15 protein-coding genes are annotated in these 16,199 nt (G+C 71.8%); 4 read left to right on the forward strand and 11 right to left on the reverse strand.

Going from position 1 to position 16,199, the window contains the following annotated elements; all coding sequences use genetic code 11:
• The first annotated feature begins 335 nt into the window (after window positions 1–335).
• Window positions 336–1,516, forward strand: a protein-coding gene (locus tag ACJTNH_RS07180; protein WP_458174184.1) for an IS3 family transposase whose coding sequence is annotated in 2 segments (ribosomal slippage) — window positions 336–608 and window positions 611–1,516 — 1,179 coding nt in all. Because the reading frame shifts where the segments join, the coding sequence is not laid out codon by codon here.
• A gap of 523 nt (window positions 1,517–2,039) precedes the next feature.
• Here the strand turns inward: ACJTNH_RS07180 and ACJTNH_RS07185 are convergent.
• The 3 genes from ACJTNH_RS07185 to ACJTNH_RS07195 are packed head-to-tail and all read right to left on the reverse strand — an operon-like array spanning window position 2,040 to window position 4,155.
• Entirely contained in the window at window positions 2,040–2,615 is a 576-nt protein-coding gene (locus ACJTNH_RS07185) for a hypothetical protein (protein WP_458174051.1), read from the reverse strand.
• A complete protein-coding gene (locus ACJTNH_RS07190; RefSeq protein ID WP_458174053.1) occupies window positions 2,612–3,124 on the reverse strand; it encodes a hypothetical protein in 513 nt (170 codons plus the stop codon). The genes ACJTNH_RS07185 and ACJTNH_RS07190 overlap by 4 nt, the downstream gene beginning before the upstream one ends.
• Entirely contained in the window at window positions 3,121–4,155 is a 1,035-nt protein-coding gene (locus ACJTNH_RS07195) for a hypothetical protein (RefSeq protein WP_458174055.1), read from the reverse strand. Before ACJTNH_RS07195 ends, ACJTNH_RS07190 begins: the two co-directional genes overlap by 4 nt.
• A 330-nt stretch (window positions 4,156–4,485) precedes the next feature.
• Here ACJTNH_RS07195 and ACJTNH_RS07200 point away from each other — a divergent pair, with 330 nt between their 5' ends.
• Window positions 4,486–4,647 carry a hypothetical protein gene (locus ACJTNH_RS07200; protein WP_458174057.1) on the forward strand — a complete coding sequence of 54 codons (162 nt, stop codon included), beginning with the start codon at window positions 4,486–4,488 and terminating at the stop codon, window positions 4,645–4,647.
• Between the two features lie 280 nt (window positions 4,648–4,927).
• Here ACJTNH_RS07200 and ACJTNH_RS07205 read toward each other — a convergent pair whose 3' ends face one another.
• The gene (locus ACJTNH_RS07205) at window positions 4,928–5,926 is read right to left on the reverse strand and encodes an IS481 family transposase (protein WP_458174059.1); all 999 of its coding nucleotides are present in this window, start codon (window positions 5,924–5,926) and stop codon (window positions 4,928–4,930) included.
• A 238-nt stretch (window positions 5,927–6,164) separates the two neighbouring features.
• Here ACJTNH_RS07205 and ACJTNH_RS07210 point away from each other — a divergent pair, with 238 nt between their 5' ends.
• Window positions 6,165–6,314: a Zn-dependent oxidoreductase gene (locus tag ACJTNH_RS07210; RefSeq protein ID WP_458174061.1), complete on the forward strand. Its 150-nt coding sequence runs from the start codon at window positions 6,165–6,167 to the stop codon at window positions 6,312–6,314.
• Between the two features lie 103 nt (window positions 6,315–6,417).
• Here ACJTNH_RS07210 and ACJTNH_RS07215 read toward each other — a convergent pair whose 3' ends face one another.
• A complete protein-coding gene (locus ACJTNH_RS07215; RefSeq protein ID WP_458174063.1) occupies window positions 6,418–7,440 on the reverse strand; it encodes a competence protein CoiA family protein in 1,023 nt (340 codons plus the stop codon).
• A gap of 228 nt (window positions 7,441–7,668) precedes the next feature.
• On the opposite strand from ACJTNH_RS07215, the gene ACJTNH_RS07220 reads away from it, so the two are divergent.
• Entirely contained in the window at window positions 7,669–8,640 is a 972-nt protein-coding gene (locus ACJTNH_RS07220; protein ID WP_458174065.1) for a quinone oxidoreductase family protein, read from the forward strand.
• A 37-nt stretch (window positions 8,641–8,677) separates the two neighbouring features.
• Here the strand turns inward: ACJTNH_RS07220 and ACJTNH_RS07225 are convergent, their stop codons facing one another.
• From ACJTNH_RS07225 to ACJTNH_RS07250, 6 genes are all read right to left on the reverse strand, one after another.
• Window positions 8,678–9,634 carry a VWA domain-containing protein gene (locus tag ACJTNH_RS07225; RefSeq protein ID WP_458174067.1) on the reverse strand — a complete coding sequence of 319 codons (957 nt, stop codon included), beginning with the start codon at window positions 9,632–9,634 and terminating at the stop codon, window positions 8,678–8,680.
• Entirely contained in the window at window positions 9,631–10,590 is a 960-nt protein-coding gene (locus ACJTNH_RS07230) for a DUF58 domain-containing protein (RefSeq protein ID WP_458174069.1), read from the reverse strand. Before ACJTNH_RS07230 ends, ACJTNH_RS07225 begins: the two co-directional genes overlap by 4 nt.
• Window positions 10,587–11,774, reverse strand: coding sequence for an AAA family ATPase (locus ACJTNH_RS07235; RefSeq protein WP_458174071.1), 1,188 nt, complete (start codon window positions 11,772–11,774; stop codon window positions 10,587–10,589). Before ACJTNH_RS07235 ends, ACJTNH_RS07230 begins: the two co-directional genes overlap by 4 nt.
• A gap of 248 nt (window positions 11,775–12,022) precedes the next feature.
• Entirely contained in the window at window positions 12,023–13,393 is a 1,371-nt protein-coding gene (locus ACJTNH_RS07240) for a C40 family peptidase (RefSeq protein WP_458174073.1), read from the reverse strand.
• 305 nt (window positions 13,394–13,698) lie between these two features.
• On the reverse strand, window positions 13,699–15,231 hold the full coding sequence (locus ACJTNH_RS07245) for an AMP-binding protein (protein WP_458174075.1): 1,533 nt from the start codon (window positions 15,229–15,231) through the stop codon (window positions 13,699–13,701).
• Between the two features lie 66 nt (window positions 15,232–15,297).
• Window positions 15,298–16,035 (reverse strand): SIR2 family NAD-dependent protein deacylase, encoded by a 738-nt coding sequence (locus ACJTNH_RS07250; RefSeq protein WP_458174077.1) that lies wholly within the window; start codon window positions 16,033–16,035, stop codon window positions 15,298–15,300.
• Between the last annotated feature and the right edge of the window lie 164 nt (window positions 16,036–16,199).

The raw sequence follows: 16,199 nt of genomic DNA on the forward strand, positions 1-16,199 counted from the left end.
GGGTCCTAGTCCGTCGCGCGCGCCATCCTCATGCGCGGGCACCAGACTCCACACCAACGGCGGGAACACGATGTCGCCGAACGCGAAATGGACCACGCGCTCATTCAGCACTCGCATTGACCAGATTCTGCTAGACAACACTCCTTCTCGCGGGAGTCCGGGGTGGGTCCGGCCGACTCGCAGCACCAACTGGTCGGGCCACCGCACAGGGCCCGCACCGCGGACGCTTTCGTGCAGTAGATCGTGTGCCAGCTCGGGAAACAATAGGGACTGCTGCACGGACAGGTGACATCTGATCTGTGGTGCCGACAGGCACCGCTGGAAGGATGTTGATCGTGCCCAAGCCCTATCCCAAGGAGTTCCGGGACGACGTGGTGAACGTCGCCCGCAGCCGTGAGCCCGGCACCCATCTGAAGCAGATCGCGGCGGACTTCGGGATCAGCGAGTCATGTCTGACGAACTGGCTGAAGGCCGCCGACGTCGAGGACGGCGTCAAGCCCGGCACGACCGCGGCGGAGAACACCGAGCTGCGCGATGCCCGCCGGCGGATCCGGCTGCTGGAGCAGGAGAACGAGGTGTTGCGCCGGGCGGCGGCCTACCTGTCGCAGGCGAACCTTCCGGGAAAATGATCTACCCGCTCGTCCGAGAGCTGGCCGCTGCCGGCGCCCGTGTGCGGGTACCGGTCGCGGTGACGTGCCGGGTCCTGAAGATCGCCCGCCAGCCCTATTACCGGTGGCTGGCCGCACCGGTCACCACCGCCGAGCTTGAGGCGGCCTACCGGGCCAACGCTCTGCACGCCGCCCACCGCGATGACCCTGAGTTCGGATACCGCTACCTGGCCACCGAAGCCGCCAGCGCCGGGGAACCGATGGCGGAGCGCACCGCCTGGGCGCTGTGCTCGTCGATGAGCTGGTGGTCAGCGTTCGGCAAGCCCCGCCGCGGCAAGGCCGGCAGGCCCGGGCCGCCGGTGCACGATGACCGCGTCCAGCGGGTCTTCACCGCCGAGCGGCCCAACCGGCTGTGGCTGACCGACATCACCGAGCACCCCACCGCCGAGGGCAAGCTCTACCTCTGCGCGATCAAGGACGTGCGCTCCAACCGCATCGTCGGCTACGCCATGGACGCCCGGATGCAGTCGCGGCTGGCCGTGGCAGCGCTGGAGTCCGCGGTCGCCAGGCGCGCGACAGCCGGGCACGACGTCGCCGGCTGCATCGTGCACTCGGACAGGGGGTCGCAGTTCCGTTCTCGCAAATTCGTCCACGCCCTCAGCACCCACGGGCTGGTCGGCTCGATGGGTCGGGTGGGTGCTGCCGGGGACAACGCGGCGATGGAGTCCTTCTTTGCGCTGCTGCAGAAGAACGTCCTGGACCGCCAGCGCTGGACCACCCGCCAGCAGCTGCGGATCGCCATCGTCACCTGGATCGAACGGACCTACCACCGCCGACGGCGGCAAGCCGCCCTCGGCCACCTCACACCCATCGAGTGCGAGATGATCGAGCCCGCAATGGCCGCTTAGGCCGCCTGACCTGACCTGTCACCTATCCGTGCAGCAGTCCCATACTCGTAGGCGCGGATTGACGGCGAACATTCCGAATAGCACGCATCGCGCAACCAAACCCGGCGCGAAACGTGCGCCAGGCGCCTAGCCAGGGATAACCGCTAGCCGCAAAGCCAGTGGGCTTGAGAGACGAGCCACCTGCCCCGCGAAGTCCGCGTACGCTCGGTCATATTCGATCCCAGCGAGATTATTGCAGCGTTCACACAGGCCACGAACCCACATGCCGCCTTCGCTCCAACGGCCCCCGCGGCGGACTCCTCCAACGATTACATCAGACGCGCGCACCACCCTCGTGTCGTTTCCTGCGATCTGTGGCGGTACGTGTGCTCTAGAAAGCCTGCGGATATCACCGCAGAGTCCGCATGGGCGTGGAATAGTGGAGGCCAACATGCTCCCGACAAGATTGAAGTTCGCCATCTGAATCCTTTCGCGGCGGTGCATCGACGCCTGTCGGCGAAGTGCAATCGCGGGGAGGCCCCGGCTACCGCTCCAAGTCGGTCTTCATGACCGCCAACAGGGCCCGCCGGGCGGCGTTCGTACGCTCCCTCGGCAGCGCTGAACCCACCGGCACGTCCTTGTCCCGCTTTGTCGGCCGGCCGCGCCAGGCCGCCGTCATCTGCTGTCCGGCCTCCGAACGGGCAGCCTGCACGTACGCGGCGTAGGCGGCCGCAACGACGTCGGTGCTGTGGATCGCCAACAACGCCGTGTAAAAGCTGATTCTGGACTTGATGTCGCTGAGGTGCTGCGTGAGCTCGCGCCGGGCGGCAGCGGAGCCGTCCCGGCGGCGAATGCGGTAGGGCGCCTCGGCGTAGTCCTCCACCGCTCGCACGGCCTCGGCGTAGAAGGTCGCCCGCTGCTGTCGGCGGGTCTCCTTCTGCTGGGTCTTGTAAGCCTTCACCGCGACGATCGCGGCGACCATGGCGGCCGTGAGGGCACCGAGCAAGCCGAGTGCTGCGGCGAGGACCGTGGCGACGTCGCCACCGTCGAGGGCGGCCACCAGGCGGTCCCAGCCGCCCTGCTGCTCGGTCGTGGAATCCGCGGCTGCCAGAGCGCTCATGCCGCTTCGCCGGGGAAGCCGTGCGGCTGCTCTTCGCCCAACCACTGGCCGCCGCGCTTGCCGCCGGTGGCCCACCAGTGGTCCTCGAAAAACAGGTGGTCGCGCGTCAGGTCGATGAGTGCGAGCAGGCCGTCCTTCGGCTGCCACCGCTCGCCGGGCGGGGAGAGCGGGTAGTACAGGCAGAGGGCGTTGTCGCCCGGCATCCGGTGCGGCGAGGTCGAGTCGGGGTCAGCGATGACGCGTGGGTACTCCTCCGGCGGCAGTCCCCAGCACGGGTACGGCGGACGCGCGAAGAAGAAGACGCTGACCGGGACGGGGTCGAGCCGGCCGGGCACCTCAATCGGCACTCCGTATACGAGCAGGTCGACCTCAAGGTGGACGCGTAGGTCCCGACCGTGCTCCCGGCGTGCAGCTGCCTCCATCAGCATCTGCCACCACGGCTGAAGGCCGTACCAGCCGATGTCCGACCTCGCCGCCATAGTCGATGCGACGGAGAGGCCGGCGCTCACGGCGCCCAGCTCTTCACCGGGGTTCGGGCCCGCTGCGCCCCGGCGCCGGTGCCGGTGGCGACGCCACGCTTGCGGGCCTGAGCCCAGGAGCGCAGCGCTTCCGCGGCCACGGCTTTCTGGTTCGGCCGCGGCAGCATGGCCTCGTCGTTGAACAGCTTGGCCAGCTCGTCGTGGGCTAGCTGGGAGTAGCCGGCCTCCTCAAGGCGCGTCGCCTCGTCGATCCGTTTCGCCGCCCGGCGCAGGGCCGTGACGACCTCAGACCGGGGCTTGTTCAGCTTGATGGGCTTCTCGGCGACGTGGGCGGGGTCGCGCGTCTCGCCCTTGTCCAGCTCGTCGGCGGCGTACTGGAACCAGGTGGCGAGGCCGGCGAGCTGCGTCGTGGGCCCGGTGATGCAGCCGAGCGCGAGCGCCTTGATGTTCCAGGAGCACAGCGGCTTGCCGTTGCGGCGGTTCCAGTGCTTGAGCAGTCGGACGATGCGCGCGAAGGCGACGTCGGTGTCGTCGATGGCCTGGAGCACCATCCCGGTGTGCGCCTCGGGATGTGAGCGGTCCCAGCTGGGCATCTTCGGGATGAACAGCCCCGGGGCAGCGAGGTTGTCGACCGCGCAGATGACGTCGGCGGTGAAATCCTTCTCGCCGGCGTGCACCGGATCCCCGAAGCGGACTAGGACCGCGCGCTTGCAGCCCTCCACCTGGACGGTGAGCTTCGGGTAGTCGTCCTTGAGCTCCCGGCGGATGGCGTCCGCCGCCCGTTCCATCAAGTCCCGGGGTCCCTCCTTGCCGGGCCCGTGGGTGGGCAGGGCCTCGGCGATGACGATGCCGAGGTCGATGTCCGTCAGTGGCGTGAGTGCGTCGCCGTGCGCCACGCTCCCGTTGAAGTACGCCCGGGATCCGCGGAACTCCCGGCACAGCGCGGCGGCGATGGCCTCGCGTCGACGTTTGGCCTCGTCCAGTTCGTCTCCGGTCACCTGAATGCGGAGTCGCGCCTGCTCAAGGAGCTCTTCCAGGGACGGATAGGCAGTCTGGGGCACGATCGTCCTTCCTGCGGCGAGGTACTTCCCCTGCCGCCCGGAACGCCGGTGCTACCTCGCTGCCCCTACACCCATGTAGACGGCACCCCGGTACGCGACCTCGGTCAGCCGACCGGGGTGTTCTGCGCTCCAGGCCCCAGCCTCCCCGCAGGGGGTGACAGTTTCGGGCCGACACCGCCCCACGCGTCCCAACCGTCACAGGGCGTCGAGTGCGGCACGCGACTTCCGGTGCGGAGGAGTGCGCTTCGCGGACACTGCGTGCTGCGCTGCGGTGGACCCGCGGCGCATGGGTGGTCCCCGAGCAGTGCTTCAATTTCTATGGTCGCGGTCGTGAACCTGCCAGCACAGGACTGGGTGGTAAACGCTACCGAGGAGGCTATGACCCGCATCCTGTCCCATGCCAAGAAGGTACGGCCGCCCAATACCGAAGAGTTCACTTTCCGCGCCTTCTTCATGACCGCCGCTGAACGACTAAATGCACCAGACTTTTAGACCGAATGACACAGGTTCGATCTGCTTGTCCAAGCCGGCGGGACGAACACCATCAACAAGTTCAAGTACTACCTAAATACGGCGCACGTACGACGTCGGTGGCGGCTACGGCGCGTACAAGGGCGGGCCTGGCGTCCAGAACGAGCGCGAGTTCGCCGCCTGCCTGACGAAGCTGCGGCATGCGAAGTTACCCCGACAGAAGAGATTGCCCGCGTCTGGCAATTGACCGTCGGGGGCCTCGAAGCGCGGGTGCTTGAGCCGAGCCCCATGGGCTGACCGCCTACATGTACTGCTCGGTGACGTTGGTGCAGCGGGTGATCGGCGGGAGGTTGCCGACTGCTGTGTGGGGTCGGTGGTTGTTGTAGTGGTGCAGCCAGCCTGACAGGGCAGCTCGGCGAGCGGTCTCGGAGGTGTAGAGCCGTTTGTAGGCCCATTCCTCGAGCAGGGTGCGATTGAGTCGTTCGACTTTGCCGTTGGTCTGGGGCCTGCGGACGCGGGTTCGCGAATGCTTGATTCCGAGGGCGGCGTGTTCCTGACGCCAGGCGTGGCTCTTGTAGGCGCTGCCGTTGTCGGTGAGCACCCGCTCGACGCTGATTCCGTGGCCGGCGAAGAAGACGCGGGCTCTGGCCCAGAAGGCAAGCGCGGTGGCGGCGGTCTCGTCGTCGAGGACCTCGGAGTAGGCCAGCCGGCTGAAGCCGTCGACGGCCGAATGCACGTAGCAGTAGCCCAGGTTGGGTCGGCCGTGCATTTTGCGGGGCCGGCTCGGGTCGCGGTGGGCTTGGGTGTTGCGTCGGCCAGCCGCGCGGCCGTGGATGCGCCAGCCGCCGCCGTCGGGGATGTTGCCCAGCTTCTTGATGTCGACGTGCACCAGTTCGCCGGGCCGGGTCATCTCGTAGCGGCGGATCGGTTCGCCGGTGGCTCGGTCGACGTGCCAGAGGCGGTTGATCCGGCAACTGACCAGGATCCGGTGGACGGTCGAGGGCGCCAGTCCGACACGGCCGGCGATGGCGACCGGTCCCAGCCGCTGCTTCCACCGCAGGTGCACGATCCTGCGCACCACCGGCAGCGGCGTGCGCCGCGGTGAGCTGGCCGGTCGGGAAGAGCGGTCGGCCATGCCGGCTGGGCCCTGCTCGCGGTAGCGCTGAGCCCAGCGGGTCGCGGTCGGACGGGAGACCTGGAAGCGCTCGGCGGCCCGGGCGACCGGCCAGCCCTGCTCGACCACACAGCGCGCCAGTCGAAGGCGTCCGGTCTCGGTCAGCGGCGCATTACGGTGGACCACGAGGGACCTCCTGGGGTCTGGATGGGTTGCTTGGCGGCTCCCACACAGAACCCGGAGGTCCCTCCTCACATCAAGAACTGATCTTCACCACGCTGTGCACCAACCTGTCCGGGCAGTACACCTACACGATGATGGAACGGGTTCTGCACCACGGCAGCCGATGCGGCGCAAGGTGCCATCGCCCTGAGAGCCAAGGGGGCGACAACTTGACACCGGCTCGAGGCCCTAGCCTCGCCTCATGCGCGCTGTTCAGATCACCCGCTTCGGCGGTCCCGACGTCATGGACATCGTCGACCTCCCCGACCCGGCCCCCGGGGACGGCGAGCAGCTGTACGACGTCAGCTCATCCGGGCTGAACTACGCCGACACCCACCACCGGGAGTCGTGAGACGCGCCTCGTCCTCTCAGCACGGCCGGCTGCCAAAACGCTAAGCACGTTGACGCTCCTCCGTCGTTCGGTGGGCGCGCTCTGCCCCCGGCGGACCGTGGAGTCACTCCGGTGGCTTCAGCAACGCCCTGAACTTCCAGCGACGGAAGGCCGTACTACTGAGTTCGCCGCGGAGAGCCTCGTACGCGTGCCGCCACTGTGCCGCCGTTCGACCTGCTGCGAGACATCGCTGCTCCGCTTCAGCGACGTACCCTCGCTCCCGATCCAGTTCGCTCGTCCGCTGATCGAGCTGTTCCTGCGCTTCGACGAGGTCACGCTGCCGGCCGCGCGCAGCTGCATCGAGCGCACCGAGCTGACGCTGTAGACCAGACCGTGCGTCGGCCACCTCGTGCAGCATCGTCTCGAGCTCGGCTATTCGGCGAGCCTGCCATTCTGTGTGCCGCTTCCAGTCGTCCATAGATGCCCAGCCGTTCTGCATGCCGTCGGAATTCTGCTGGACCGGCCCCCAGTCCAGGGTCTGCGCCAGGTGGTCTCTCAAGAAGGTCGCCAGCGCAGGACGACGCGCTCCTGGCTGCAATCTCCCGGTCCTGCGGTCCAAGGACAGGTAGCCCTCCATCACGGAGTAGTGGAGGCCGTGCACCTCGGTCGTTCTGTAGCGATCGGGTTGCTCGGTCTCCGCGCGGAGTCCGACCGCCGGAAGCTGATCCACCCAATCGACGTTGCGCGTCACCCATAGGACCTCGTAGCCGTGGTGCTGCAGCAGCTCTGTGCGCAGGCGTGCCGCGTGGAGGGGGATGGCCGACAGCTGGACCTCGTAGGCGACCTTCCGCCCCGGGACCTCCACCTGCACGTCCGGGCGCAGCTCAGCCGCGGTCCTGTTGTACTTCGGCGAAAGGCTCTGCGCCTCGAGCCAGTCATGGATCCACCAGGTCAGAGCGACGTGCTCCTCGCTCTCCCGCCCCCCTGCACCGGTTGACCTGTGTCGGTGCTCGGCGTCGGCAGCGTTGTGCCTCAGCCAGACCCGATCGCCTCTCAGGAAGGGGTGGACCGGCTCGCCGCAGCTGACGCACCTCAGCCCACCCCGGCTGTGCCAACGCTCGTAGGCCCCCGGCCTGCGGATGTCCACCCGCTCGTCGTTGGGGCCAAGGGCGAGAGTCATACGCAGGGCGGGGCCCGGGTTCGAGCTTGGTTGGATCCCGCGCATGCGAGCAGCCTCCGCCACAGGTACGACACTTTCCGAGCCTGCCTGGCTCCCTGCGAAGCCGCATGTGCCGCCGCCCAGGGGCCACTCGCCGGATGACCGGGCGTGACGGACATGGCGGGCGTGATTGCGCGAAGCCATAGCCTCACGGGTATGCGTGCTGTGCAGATCACCCGCTTCGGCGGCCCCGAGGTCATGGACGTCGTCGACCTGCCCGACCCGGTCCCCGGGGACGGCGAGACGTTGTTCGACATCTCCTCCGCAGGCGTCAACTTCGCCGACACCCACCAGACCGAGGACAGCTACCTGGCCAAGCAGGAGCTGCCGCTGGTCCCGGGCGCGGAGTTCGTCGGCACCCCGGCCGGTGGCGGCCAGCGGGTGGTCGGCCTGCTGCCCGGCGGCGGGTACGCGGAGAAGGTCGCCGCCCACCCGCGGCTGACCTGGCCGGTGCCCGACGGCGTCACCGACGAGCAGGCGCTGGCCGTCGTCCTGCAGGGCGCCACCGCCTGGCACCTGCTGCGCACCTCCACCCACCTCTCCCCCGGCGAGTCCGTCGTCGTCATCGCCGGCGCCGGTGGCGTGGGCACGCTGGCGATCCAGCTGGCCAAGCACTGGGGCGCCGGCCGGGTCATCGCCACCGCCTCCAGCCCGGAGAAGCGCCAGCTGGCCGAGTCGCTGGGCGCGGACGCCACCGTCGACCCGGCGCTGGCCGAGGACGACCCGAAGGCCTTCACCGCCGCCCTCCGCGAGGCCAACGGCGGGAAGAAGGTGGACATCGTGCTGGAGATGACCGGCGGCAACGTCTTCACCGGCTCGCTGTCCGCACTTGCCCCGTTCGGCCGGCTGGCCGCCTACGGCATGGCCGGTCGCGAGGCCCCCGCCTCGGTCGCCGTGCCCGCGCTGATGGGCACCAGCCGCGCCGTCATCGGCTTCTGGCTGGCGCACTGCATGACCCGGCCGGAGATGATGGACGCCGCGATGACCGACCTGCTCTCGTTGGTCGCGGACGGGACCCTGAGGCCGGTGGCCGGTGGCCGGTACCCGCTGACCGCCGTCCGCGAGGCCCACCAGGACCTGCTCGCCCGCCGCACCACCGGCAAGCTCACCCTCGACCCGACCCGCTGAGGCCGACGACGCCCCTCCCCCGCCGCGGGGAGGGGCGTCACAGCAGCCGGTTGGTCCAGAGCAGCGAGGCGACCACACCGAGGAAGGCGAACAGCAGCCCACCGCGGACGAACCACGGGCTGATGTCCTGCGGCTCGGTCGTGTAGCCGATCTGGCTGCCGAGGTCCTCGTAGACCGCCTCCAGCTCGGCGACGGTGGCCGCCTCGCTGTAGCTGCCGCCGGTCTCGTCGGCGATCTGCTCCAGCGTCGCCCGGTCGACCGGCACCGGCACCCGCTCGCCGTTGAGGTCCAGCGTGCCGTAGTCGGTGCCGAAGGCGATCGTCGACACCGGCACCGAGGCGGCGTTGGCCGCGTCGATCGCCTGGGTCTCGTCGCGGCCCACCGTGCTGTAGCCGTCGGACAGCAGCACGATCCGGGCCGGCGGCAGCTCCTCGCCCTGCGCCTCCAGGCTGGCCTGGAAGTTGGTGATCGCGGTCAGCGAGGTGAACACCGCGTCCCCGATCGCGGTCGCCTCCGCCAGCTCCAGGTTCCGGATCGCGGTGGCCACCTCCTCGCGTTCGGTCGTCGGGGTGACCAGCGTGGTCGCCGTCCCGGCGAAGGAGACCAGCCCCAGGTTGATCCGCTCGGGCAGCACCTCGACGAACTGCTGCGCGGCGACCTGCATCGCCTCGAACCGGTCGGGCTCCACGTCGGTGGCGCGCATCGACAGCGAGACGTCCACCGCCATGATCACCGTGGCCCGCTCGCGGGGCACCCGCACCTCGGTGCTCGGCTGGGCCAGCGAGACCACCAGCACGCCCAGGCCGAGGGCGACCAGGCCGAAGGCGACGTGCCGGCGCCAGCCGGCCCGCCGGGGCACCAGCGAGCCGAGCAGCGCGACGTTGGTGAACCGGGCGGCGTACCGGGCCCGCCGCAGCTGCAGCACCACGTACAGCGCGACGACGGCGACCACCGCCAGCAGCGCGAACAGCCACCAGGGCGACTGGAACGTCATCGGGAAGCCCCTCCGTTACCGGCGCGCCGGCGGTGCGCGACGTAGCCGACGACGTCGGTGAGCCAGTCGCGGTCGGTCTGCAGTCTCAGGTGCCCGGCACCGGCCCGGCGCAGGGCGGCGGCGACCTCGCGGCGCTGGGCCGCGGCGCCCTCGGCGAACCGGCGGCGCACCTCGGCATCACCGGTGGGCACCTCCAGGGTCTGGCCGCTCTCCGGGTCGACCACGGTGAGCAGGCCGACGTCGGCCAGCTCCAGCTCACGCGGGTCGACCACCTCGATCGCGAGCAGCTCGTGCCGCGGCCCCAGCCCACGCAGCGGGCGCTCCCAGTCGGCGTCGCCCAGGAAGTCGGAGATCACCACGACCAGGCCCCGGCGGCGCGGCGGACGGCGCAGCGACTCCAGCGCGGCGGCCAGGTCTCCCCGGCGTCCGCTGCCGGCCCGGGGGGTGGCGACCACCTGGCGCAGCAGCCGATCGGCGGCCAGCCGGCCCGGCGCGGCCGGGTGGCGGTCGACCCGCTCACCGGTGGTCACGACCGCGCCCAGCCGGTTGCCGCCGCGCACGGTGAGGTGGCTGACCGCCGCCAGCCCGGCGATCGCCAGGTCACGCTTCTCGCAGTTCGCGGTGCCGAAGTCCAGGCTGGCCGACAGGTCCAGCACCACCCAGGTCTCCAGCTCCCGGTCGGCGATCGTCTCCCGGACGTGCGGCACCTGGGTGCGCGCGGTCACCGGCCAGTCCATCCGCCGGACGTCGTCCCCGGGGTGGTAGCTGCGGGCGTCGCCGGCCTCGCTGCCGGAGCCGGGGACCAGGCCGAGGTGGTCGCCCTGCAGCAGCCCGTCCAGCCGGCGGCGCACGGTGAGCTCCAGGCGGCGCAGCAGCACCGGGGCGTTGCTGCCCGGACCGAAGTGCGGCGGTGCCCCGTTCCCGCCGGCGTCCACCGCCGCGCTGCCCTCGGTCATCCCGCGTGCGGCCCGGGTGCGCCGTTCTGCGGCGGCGCACCGTTGGGCTGCTGCGGCGCACCGTTGTGCGGCATCCCCTGCGGCGGGCCGGGCGGCGGGCCGTAGCCGGGGCCACCGAAGCCGGGCACCATCGGGCCGCCGGGGCTGCCCGGGCCGTAGCCGCCGGCCCGCTGCCGCGGCGTGACCTGCGGGAGCGGCACGCTCTCCAGCACCCGCCGGACGATGTGGTCGGCCGGCACTCCGTCGGCCAGCGCGTCGTAGGAGAGCACCAGCCGGTGCCGCAGCACGTCGGCGGTCACGTCCAGCACGTCCTGGGGCAGCACGTAGTCGCGGCCGCGGATCAGCGCCAGCGCCCGGCTGGCGGCGATCAGCCCCAGCGAGGCGCGCGGGCTGGCGCCGTAGGACACCCAGCTGGCGACGTCGTCCATGCCGTGCTCGCGGGGCGCGCGGGTGGCGACCACCAGCCGGACGACGTAGTCGACCAGCGCGTGGTGCACGAACACCTCCGAGGCGGTGCGCTGCAGCCGGCGGACGTCGTCCGGGCCGAGCACCGTCTCCGCGCTCGGCGGGGTCGAGCCCATCCGGTAGATGATCTCGCGCTCCTCCTCCGGCGTCGGGTAGTCGACGAGCACCTTGAGCAGGAAGCGGTCGCGCTGGGCCTCGGGCAGCGGGTAGACGCCCTCGTTCTCGATCGGGTTCTGGGTGGCCAGCACCAGGAACGGGTCGGGCAGCTTGTGCGAGACGCCGCCGATGGAGACCTGCCGCTCGGCCATGACCTCCAGCAGCGCCGACTGCACCTTCGCCGGCGCCCGGTTGATCTCGTCGGCGAGCACGAAGTTGGCGAACACCGGGCCGAGCTCGGTGTCGAAGGCGTCCTGCCCGGCCTTGTAGATGCGGGTGCCGATGATGTCCGCGGGCACCAGGTCGGGGGTGAACTGCAGGCGCGAGAACCGGCCGCCGACCACCGTGGCCAGCGTCTCCACGGCGAGGGTCTTGGCCACCCCCGGCACACCCTCCAGCAGCACGTGGCCGCGGGCGAGCAGGCCCACCAGCATCCGCTCGACCAGCCGGTCCTGACCGACGATCACGCGCTTGACCTCGAAGAGCGCACGCTCCAGTCGTGCCGCGTCGGCCGACGGTGGGGTGGGCTGTGCGGATACGGGCGAGCTGCCGGCAGCGGTCACGGCGCCAGTGTCCTACACCTGGCTGTGCCGGCCACCGGTGCCGGAGGCGTCACGGACCCCCGCCACGCCCGTTCCGCGACCCGCCGCGACACCTGCCGCAGGGCCCGGCCGGGGACTGCCGGGCGGGGATCGGGACTGCTAGCGTGTGCGACGCGTCGGGCAGCTCCCCCCGTGGCTGCCCGACGCCCCATCCCCGCGCGACCTGGCACCGGGCCCCACGTGAGGCCGGCGCAGAGCGCGGTCCTCGCTCAGCCGGCCGGCCGGACGGCGCCGAAGTACGTCGAGCTCGACGTCCGGGCGGTGGAGACCTTCACGTACGAGCCGCTGGTCGGTGCCTCGATCATCTCACCGTCGCCCAGGTAGATCGCCACGTGCACGATGTCCAGGTAGGTGGGGTTGCTGCTGCCGTTGTCCCAGAACAGCAGGTCGCCCCGCTGCAGGTCGCCCTTCGCCACGGTCTTGCCGCGGTTGAGCCAGTACTGGTCGCGGCTGGTGCCGCCGATCGAGATGCCGGCCTGCGCGTAGGCGTACTGGGTCAGCCCCGAGCAGTCGAAGCCCCACACCCGGGTGTCCGGGGCGATGCCGTAGCTGGGCCCGTTGCTGTTGCCACCACCCCAGGAGTAGGGCACCCCGCGCTGGCTCATCGCCGCGGCGATGGCGGTCTCCACGGCCGACCGCGACGGGGCGCCGACGGTGGTCACCGGCGGCGGCGTGGGGGCGACCACCGGTGCCGGCGCCGGCCTGGACGACGAGCCACCGGACGAGCCAGACCCCGCCGACCCCGACCCGGACGACGACCCCGAGCCCGACGACGAGCTGTTCGGGCGGGAGGTCGCCCGCTCGGCGGTGGCCGCGCGCTGCTGGGCCGCCGCCTGCTGGGCGGCGAACGTCTCGGCCTCGGCCCGCTGCCCCTGCAGCGCCACGAGGGTCTGCTCGGCCGAGGCGAGCCCGGCGGCGTACTGCTCCTGCTGCACGGCCAGCGACTCGGCCTGACTGCGCGCCGCGCTCTCCTGCTGCTGCGCGGAGACCAGCAGCACCTCGGCCTCGGCCCGCAGGGTCTCGGCCTGCTGCACCGCCTGCTGCGCGGCTTGGTCGGCGACGGTGGCCTGCTCCTCGAGCACGGTGAGCTGGGCGACCACGTCGACCCGGTGCTCCCCCACCGTCTCCAGCAGCGCCGCCCGCTCGAGCAGCTGCGCCGGGCCGCCGGCGGTCATGAACGCCCGCGCGCCGGCCGACGTGCTGCCCTGCATGTAGCTGTCCCGGGCGAAGGCGACGACCTCGTCCCGCCCGGCCTGCAGCTCGACCTCGGCCTGCGCCGCGGCGGCGGCCGCGGCGTCGGCGGCCACCCGGGCCTCGTCGTGGGCGGTCTGCTTCTCCTCGTAGTCCTGCAGCGCGGTGTTCGCGTCCGCGGCCGCCCGTTCGGCGGCGGTCCGCGCCTGGGCCAGGGCGGCGGTGACCTGCCCGACCTGCGCGGCCGCGGCCTGCTGGGCCTGCTGGGCGGCGGTGAGCTGGCCGTCGCTGGGGTTGACCGGCGCGGCCGAGGCGGTGCCCGGTGCGACGCCCAGACCGAGCGTGGCGACCGCGGCGACGCCGACCACCCGGGCCGTCCAGCGGCGCACCGTCCGCCGTCCGGGACCCGGTCGTCCCGTGCCCTGCTGCCTCGTACCGACCTGTGCGCGCACTGCCTGCTCCTCCGTTGCCCGGCGCCAGGGTGTTCAGCGGCGCCGGTCTCGACCAGTCCCGGCACACCCGTCGGGGTGTGCTCTCACGAGGGACGTCGACCGGATCGGGTGAACGGCTGAGCGCACGCGCAGTCACCTCCCCCCACCGGGTGAGGACTGCGGGTTCGCACGGTGAGCGAGCCTCGGCCCCCCTTCAGGGGCCCGGCCCGAGCTTGCGAGGGTCGGGGGGAAGGGGGGTCCTTCTAGCGGCGCTCGGAGTCCGCCCAGAACGCCTCGCGCAGCTTGAACTTCTGGATCTTGCCGGTGGCGGTGCGCGGGATGCCCTCCCGGAACTCGACCCGCTTGGGCGCCTTGTAGCCGGCCAGCGTCGTCCGGCAGTGCGCGATGATCTCCGCCTCGGTGGCGGAGGCGCCCTCGGCGAGCACGACCAGGGCGGTGACCAGCTCGCCCCACCTGTCGTCCGGGACGCCGATCACCGCGACCTCGGCGACGGCGGGGTGGCTGAACACGGCGTCCTCCACCTCGATCGAGGAGACGTTCTCCCCGCCGGTGATGATCACGTCCTTCTTGCGGTCGGAGATGGTCAGGAAGCCCTCGTCGTCGACCGTGCCGCCGTCCCCGGTGTGGAACCACCCGCCGTCCAGCGCGTCGGCCGAGGCCTGCGGGTTGTCCCAGTAGCCGGCCAGCACGGTGTTGCCCTGCGCCAGCACCTCCCCGGACTCGCTGGTGCTGATCCGGGTGCCCAGCGCCGGCACCCCGGCCCGGGACAGCGCCTTGGCCCGCGCCTGCGGGTCGAGGTCGTCGTACTCGGCGCGCGGCCGGTTGACGGTGAGCAGGGGTGAGGTCTCGGTGAGGCCGTAGATCTGGTTGAACTCCCAGCCCAGCTCCTCCTCGACCCGGGCGATCGTGCGGGAGGGCGGCGGCGCCCCGGCGACGACGATCCGCACCCGGTCGCGGCCGGGCACCGGGCCGTCCCAGTCGGCGGCGGCCTCGAGCACCGCGTTCCAGACCGCCGGCGCCCCGGCCATCAGCGTCACCCCGTGCCGGTCGACCCGGCGCAGGATCTCGGCTCCGTCGACCTTGCGCAGCGCGACCTGCGTCGCCCCGACCCCGGCCGCCGTGTAGAGCAGCCCCCAGCCGTTGCAGTGGAACATCGGCAGCGTGTGCAGGTAGACGTCGCGGTCGCTGACCTGCATGTGCATGCCGAAGGTGACCGCGTTCAGCCAGACGTTGCGGTGGGTCAGCTGCACGCCCTTGGGCCGCGCCGTCGTCCCGCTGGTGTAGTTGATCGTGGCGGTGGCGTCCTCGTCGGGCTCGGACCACGGCCGCGGCTCGGCGCCGGGGCGCAGCAGCCCGGACTCGTACTCGTCACCGAGGGTGAACCGGTGCTCGGCGGTCACCCCGGACAGCGCCGGCTCGAGCTCGGGGTCGACCAGCAGCACCCGCGCACCGGAGTGCTCGACGATGTAGCCCACCTCGCCCGGCTGCAGCCGGAAGTTCACCGGCACCAGCACCCGCCCGGACGACGGGACGGCGTAGAGCAGCTCCAGCAGCCGGGCCGAGTTGTGGCTGACCACCGCCACCCGCTCGCCCTCTCCGACGCCCAGGGCGTCCAGCCCCGCCTGCACCGCCCGCGCCCGGCGGGCCAGCTCGCGGTAGCTGACCTCCCCCAGGGACGGCGCGGGCTGGGTGGGCTCGTCGACCATGCCGACCCGGTCGCCGTAGACCAGCTCCGCCCGGTCGAGGAAGTCACGGGTGGTCAAGGGCACGCGCATGCCGGCTCCCGGGTCCGGGGGGTGTGGTCGCCGTCACGTTATCCGGCGCGGGCCGCGAACGGCTCGTCAGCTCCCTGCGGTCAGCAGCCGGGGCAGCGCCGCGCTGATCGGCTCCCGCACGACCAGGTCGGCCAGCCCGTCGTAGGGCGTGGGCTCGGCGTTCACGATCACCACCCGCGCACCGTGCGCGGCGGCGACCTCGACCAGGCCGGCCGCCGGGTGCACGCCGAGGGAGGTGCCGACGGCCAGGAACACCTCGCAGTCGGCGGCGGCCTGCGCGGCGGCGTCCAGCACGTCGGCGTCCAGCGCCTGCTCGAAGTAGACCGTCGCCGTCTTCAGCACCCCACCGCAGACGGGGCAGGCGGGGTCGGGCTCGCCGGCGTCCACCCGGGCGAGCACGTCGGCGGTCGGGAACCGGGCACCGCAGCCGGTGCACTCGACGGTGTGCACCGTGCCGTGCAGCTCCAGCACGTCCGTGGACCCGGCCGCCTGGTGCAGCCCGTCGACGTTCTGGGTCAGCAGGGCGCGCAGCCGGCCCTGCCGCTGCAGGTCGACCAGCGCGGCGTGGCCGGGGTTCGGGGACGGGGCGGCGGCCACCAGGTCGCGGCGCATCAGCCACGAGCGCCGGCGGATCTCCGGGTCGCGCAGGTACCAGGAGAGGGTGACCAGCTTCTCCGCGTCCGGGTCCCGGGTCCACACCCCCTGCGGCCCCCGGTAGTCCGGGACGCCGCTGTCGGTGGAGACGCCCGCGCCGGTGAGCACGCAGATGCGGTGGGCGCCGGTCAGCCAGTCGGGGGGCAGCACACCGCCAGGCTAGGCAGCAGCGGCCCTGGGGCAGCCGCCCGTGCCGGGCGGCTGCGGAGCGTGTCGGGGACGTCGGCCGGCGGGGGTCCGGAGCCTGCGCGGGACGCCCGTCGCCGTCCTCGTCACGGCGGGCGAGGACGGCGACCACCGGCCTGACCGGGTGC

Source organism: Modestobacter lacusdianchii, assembly GCF_054177765.1.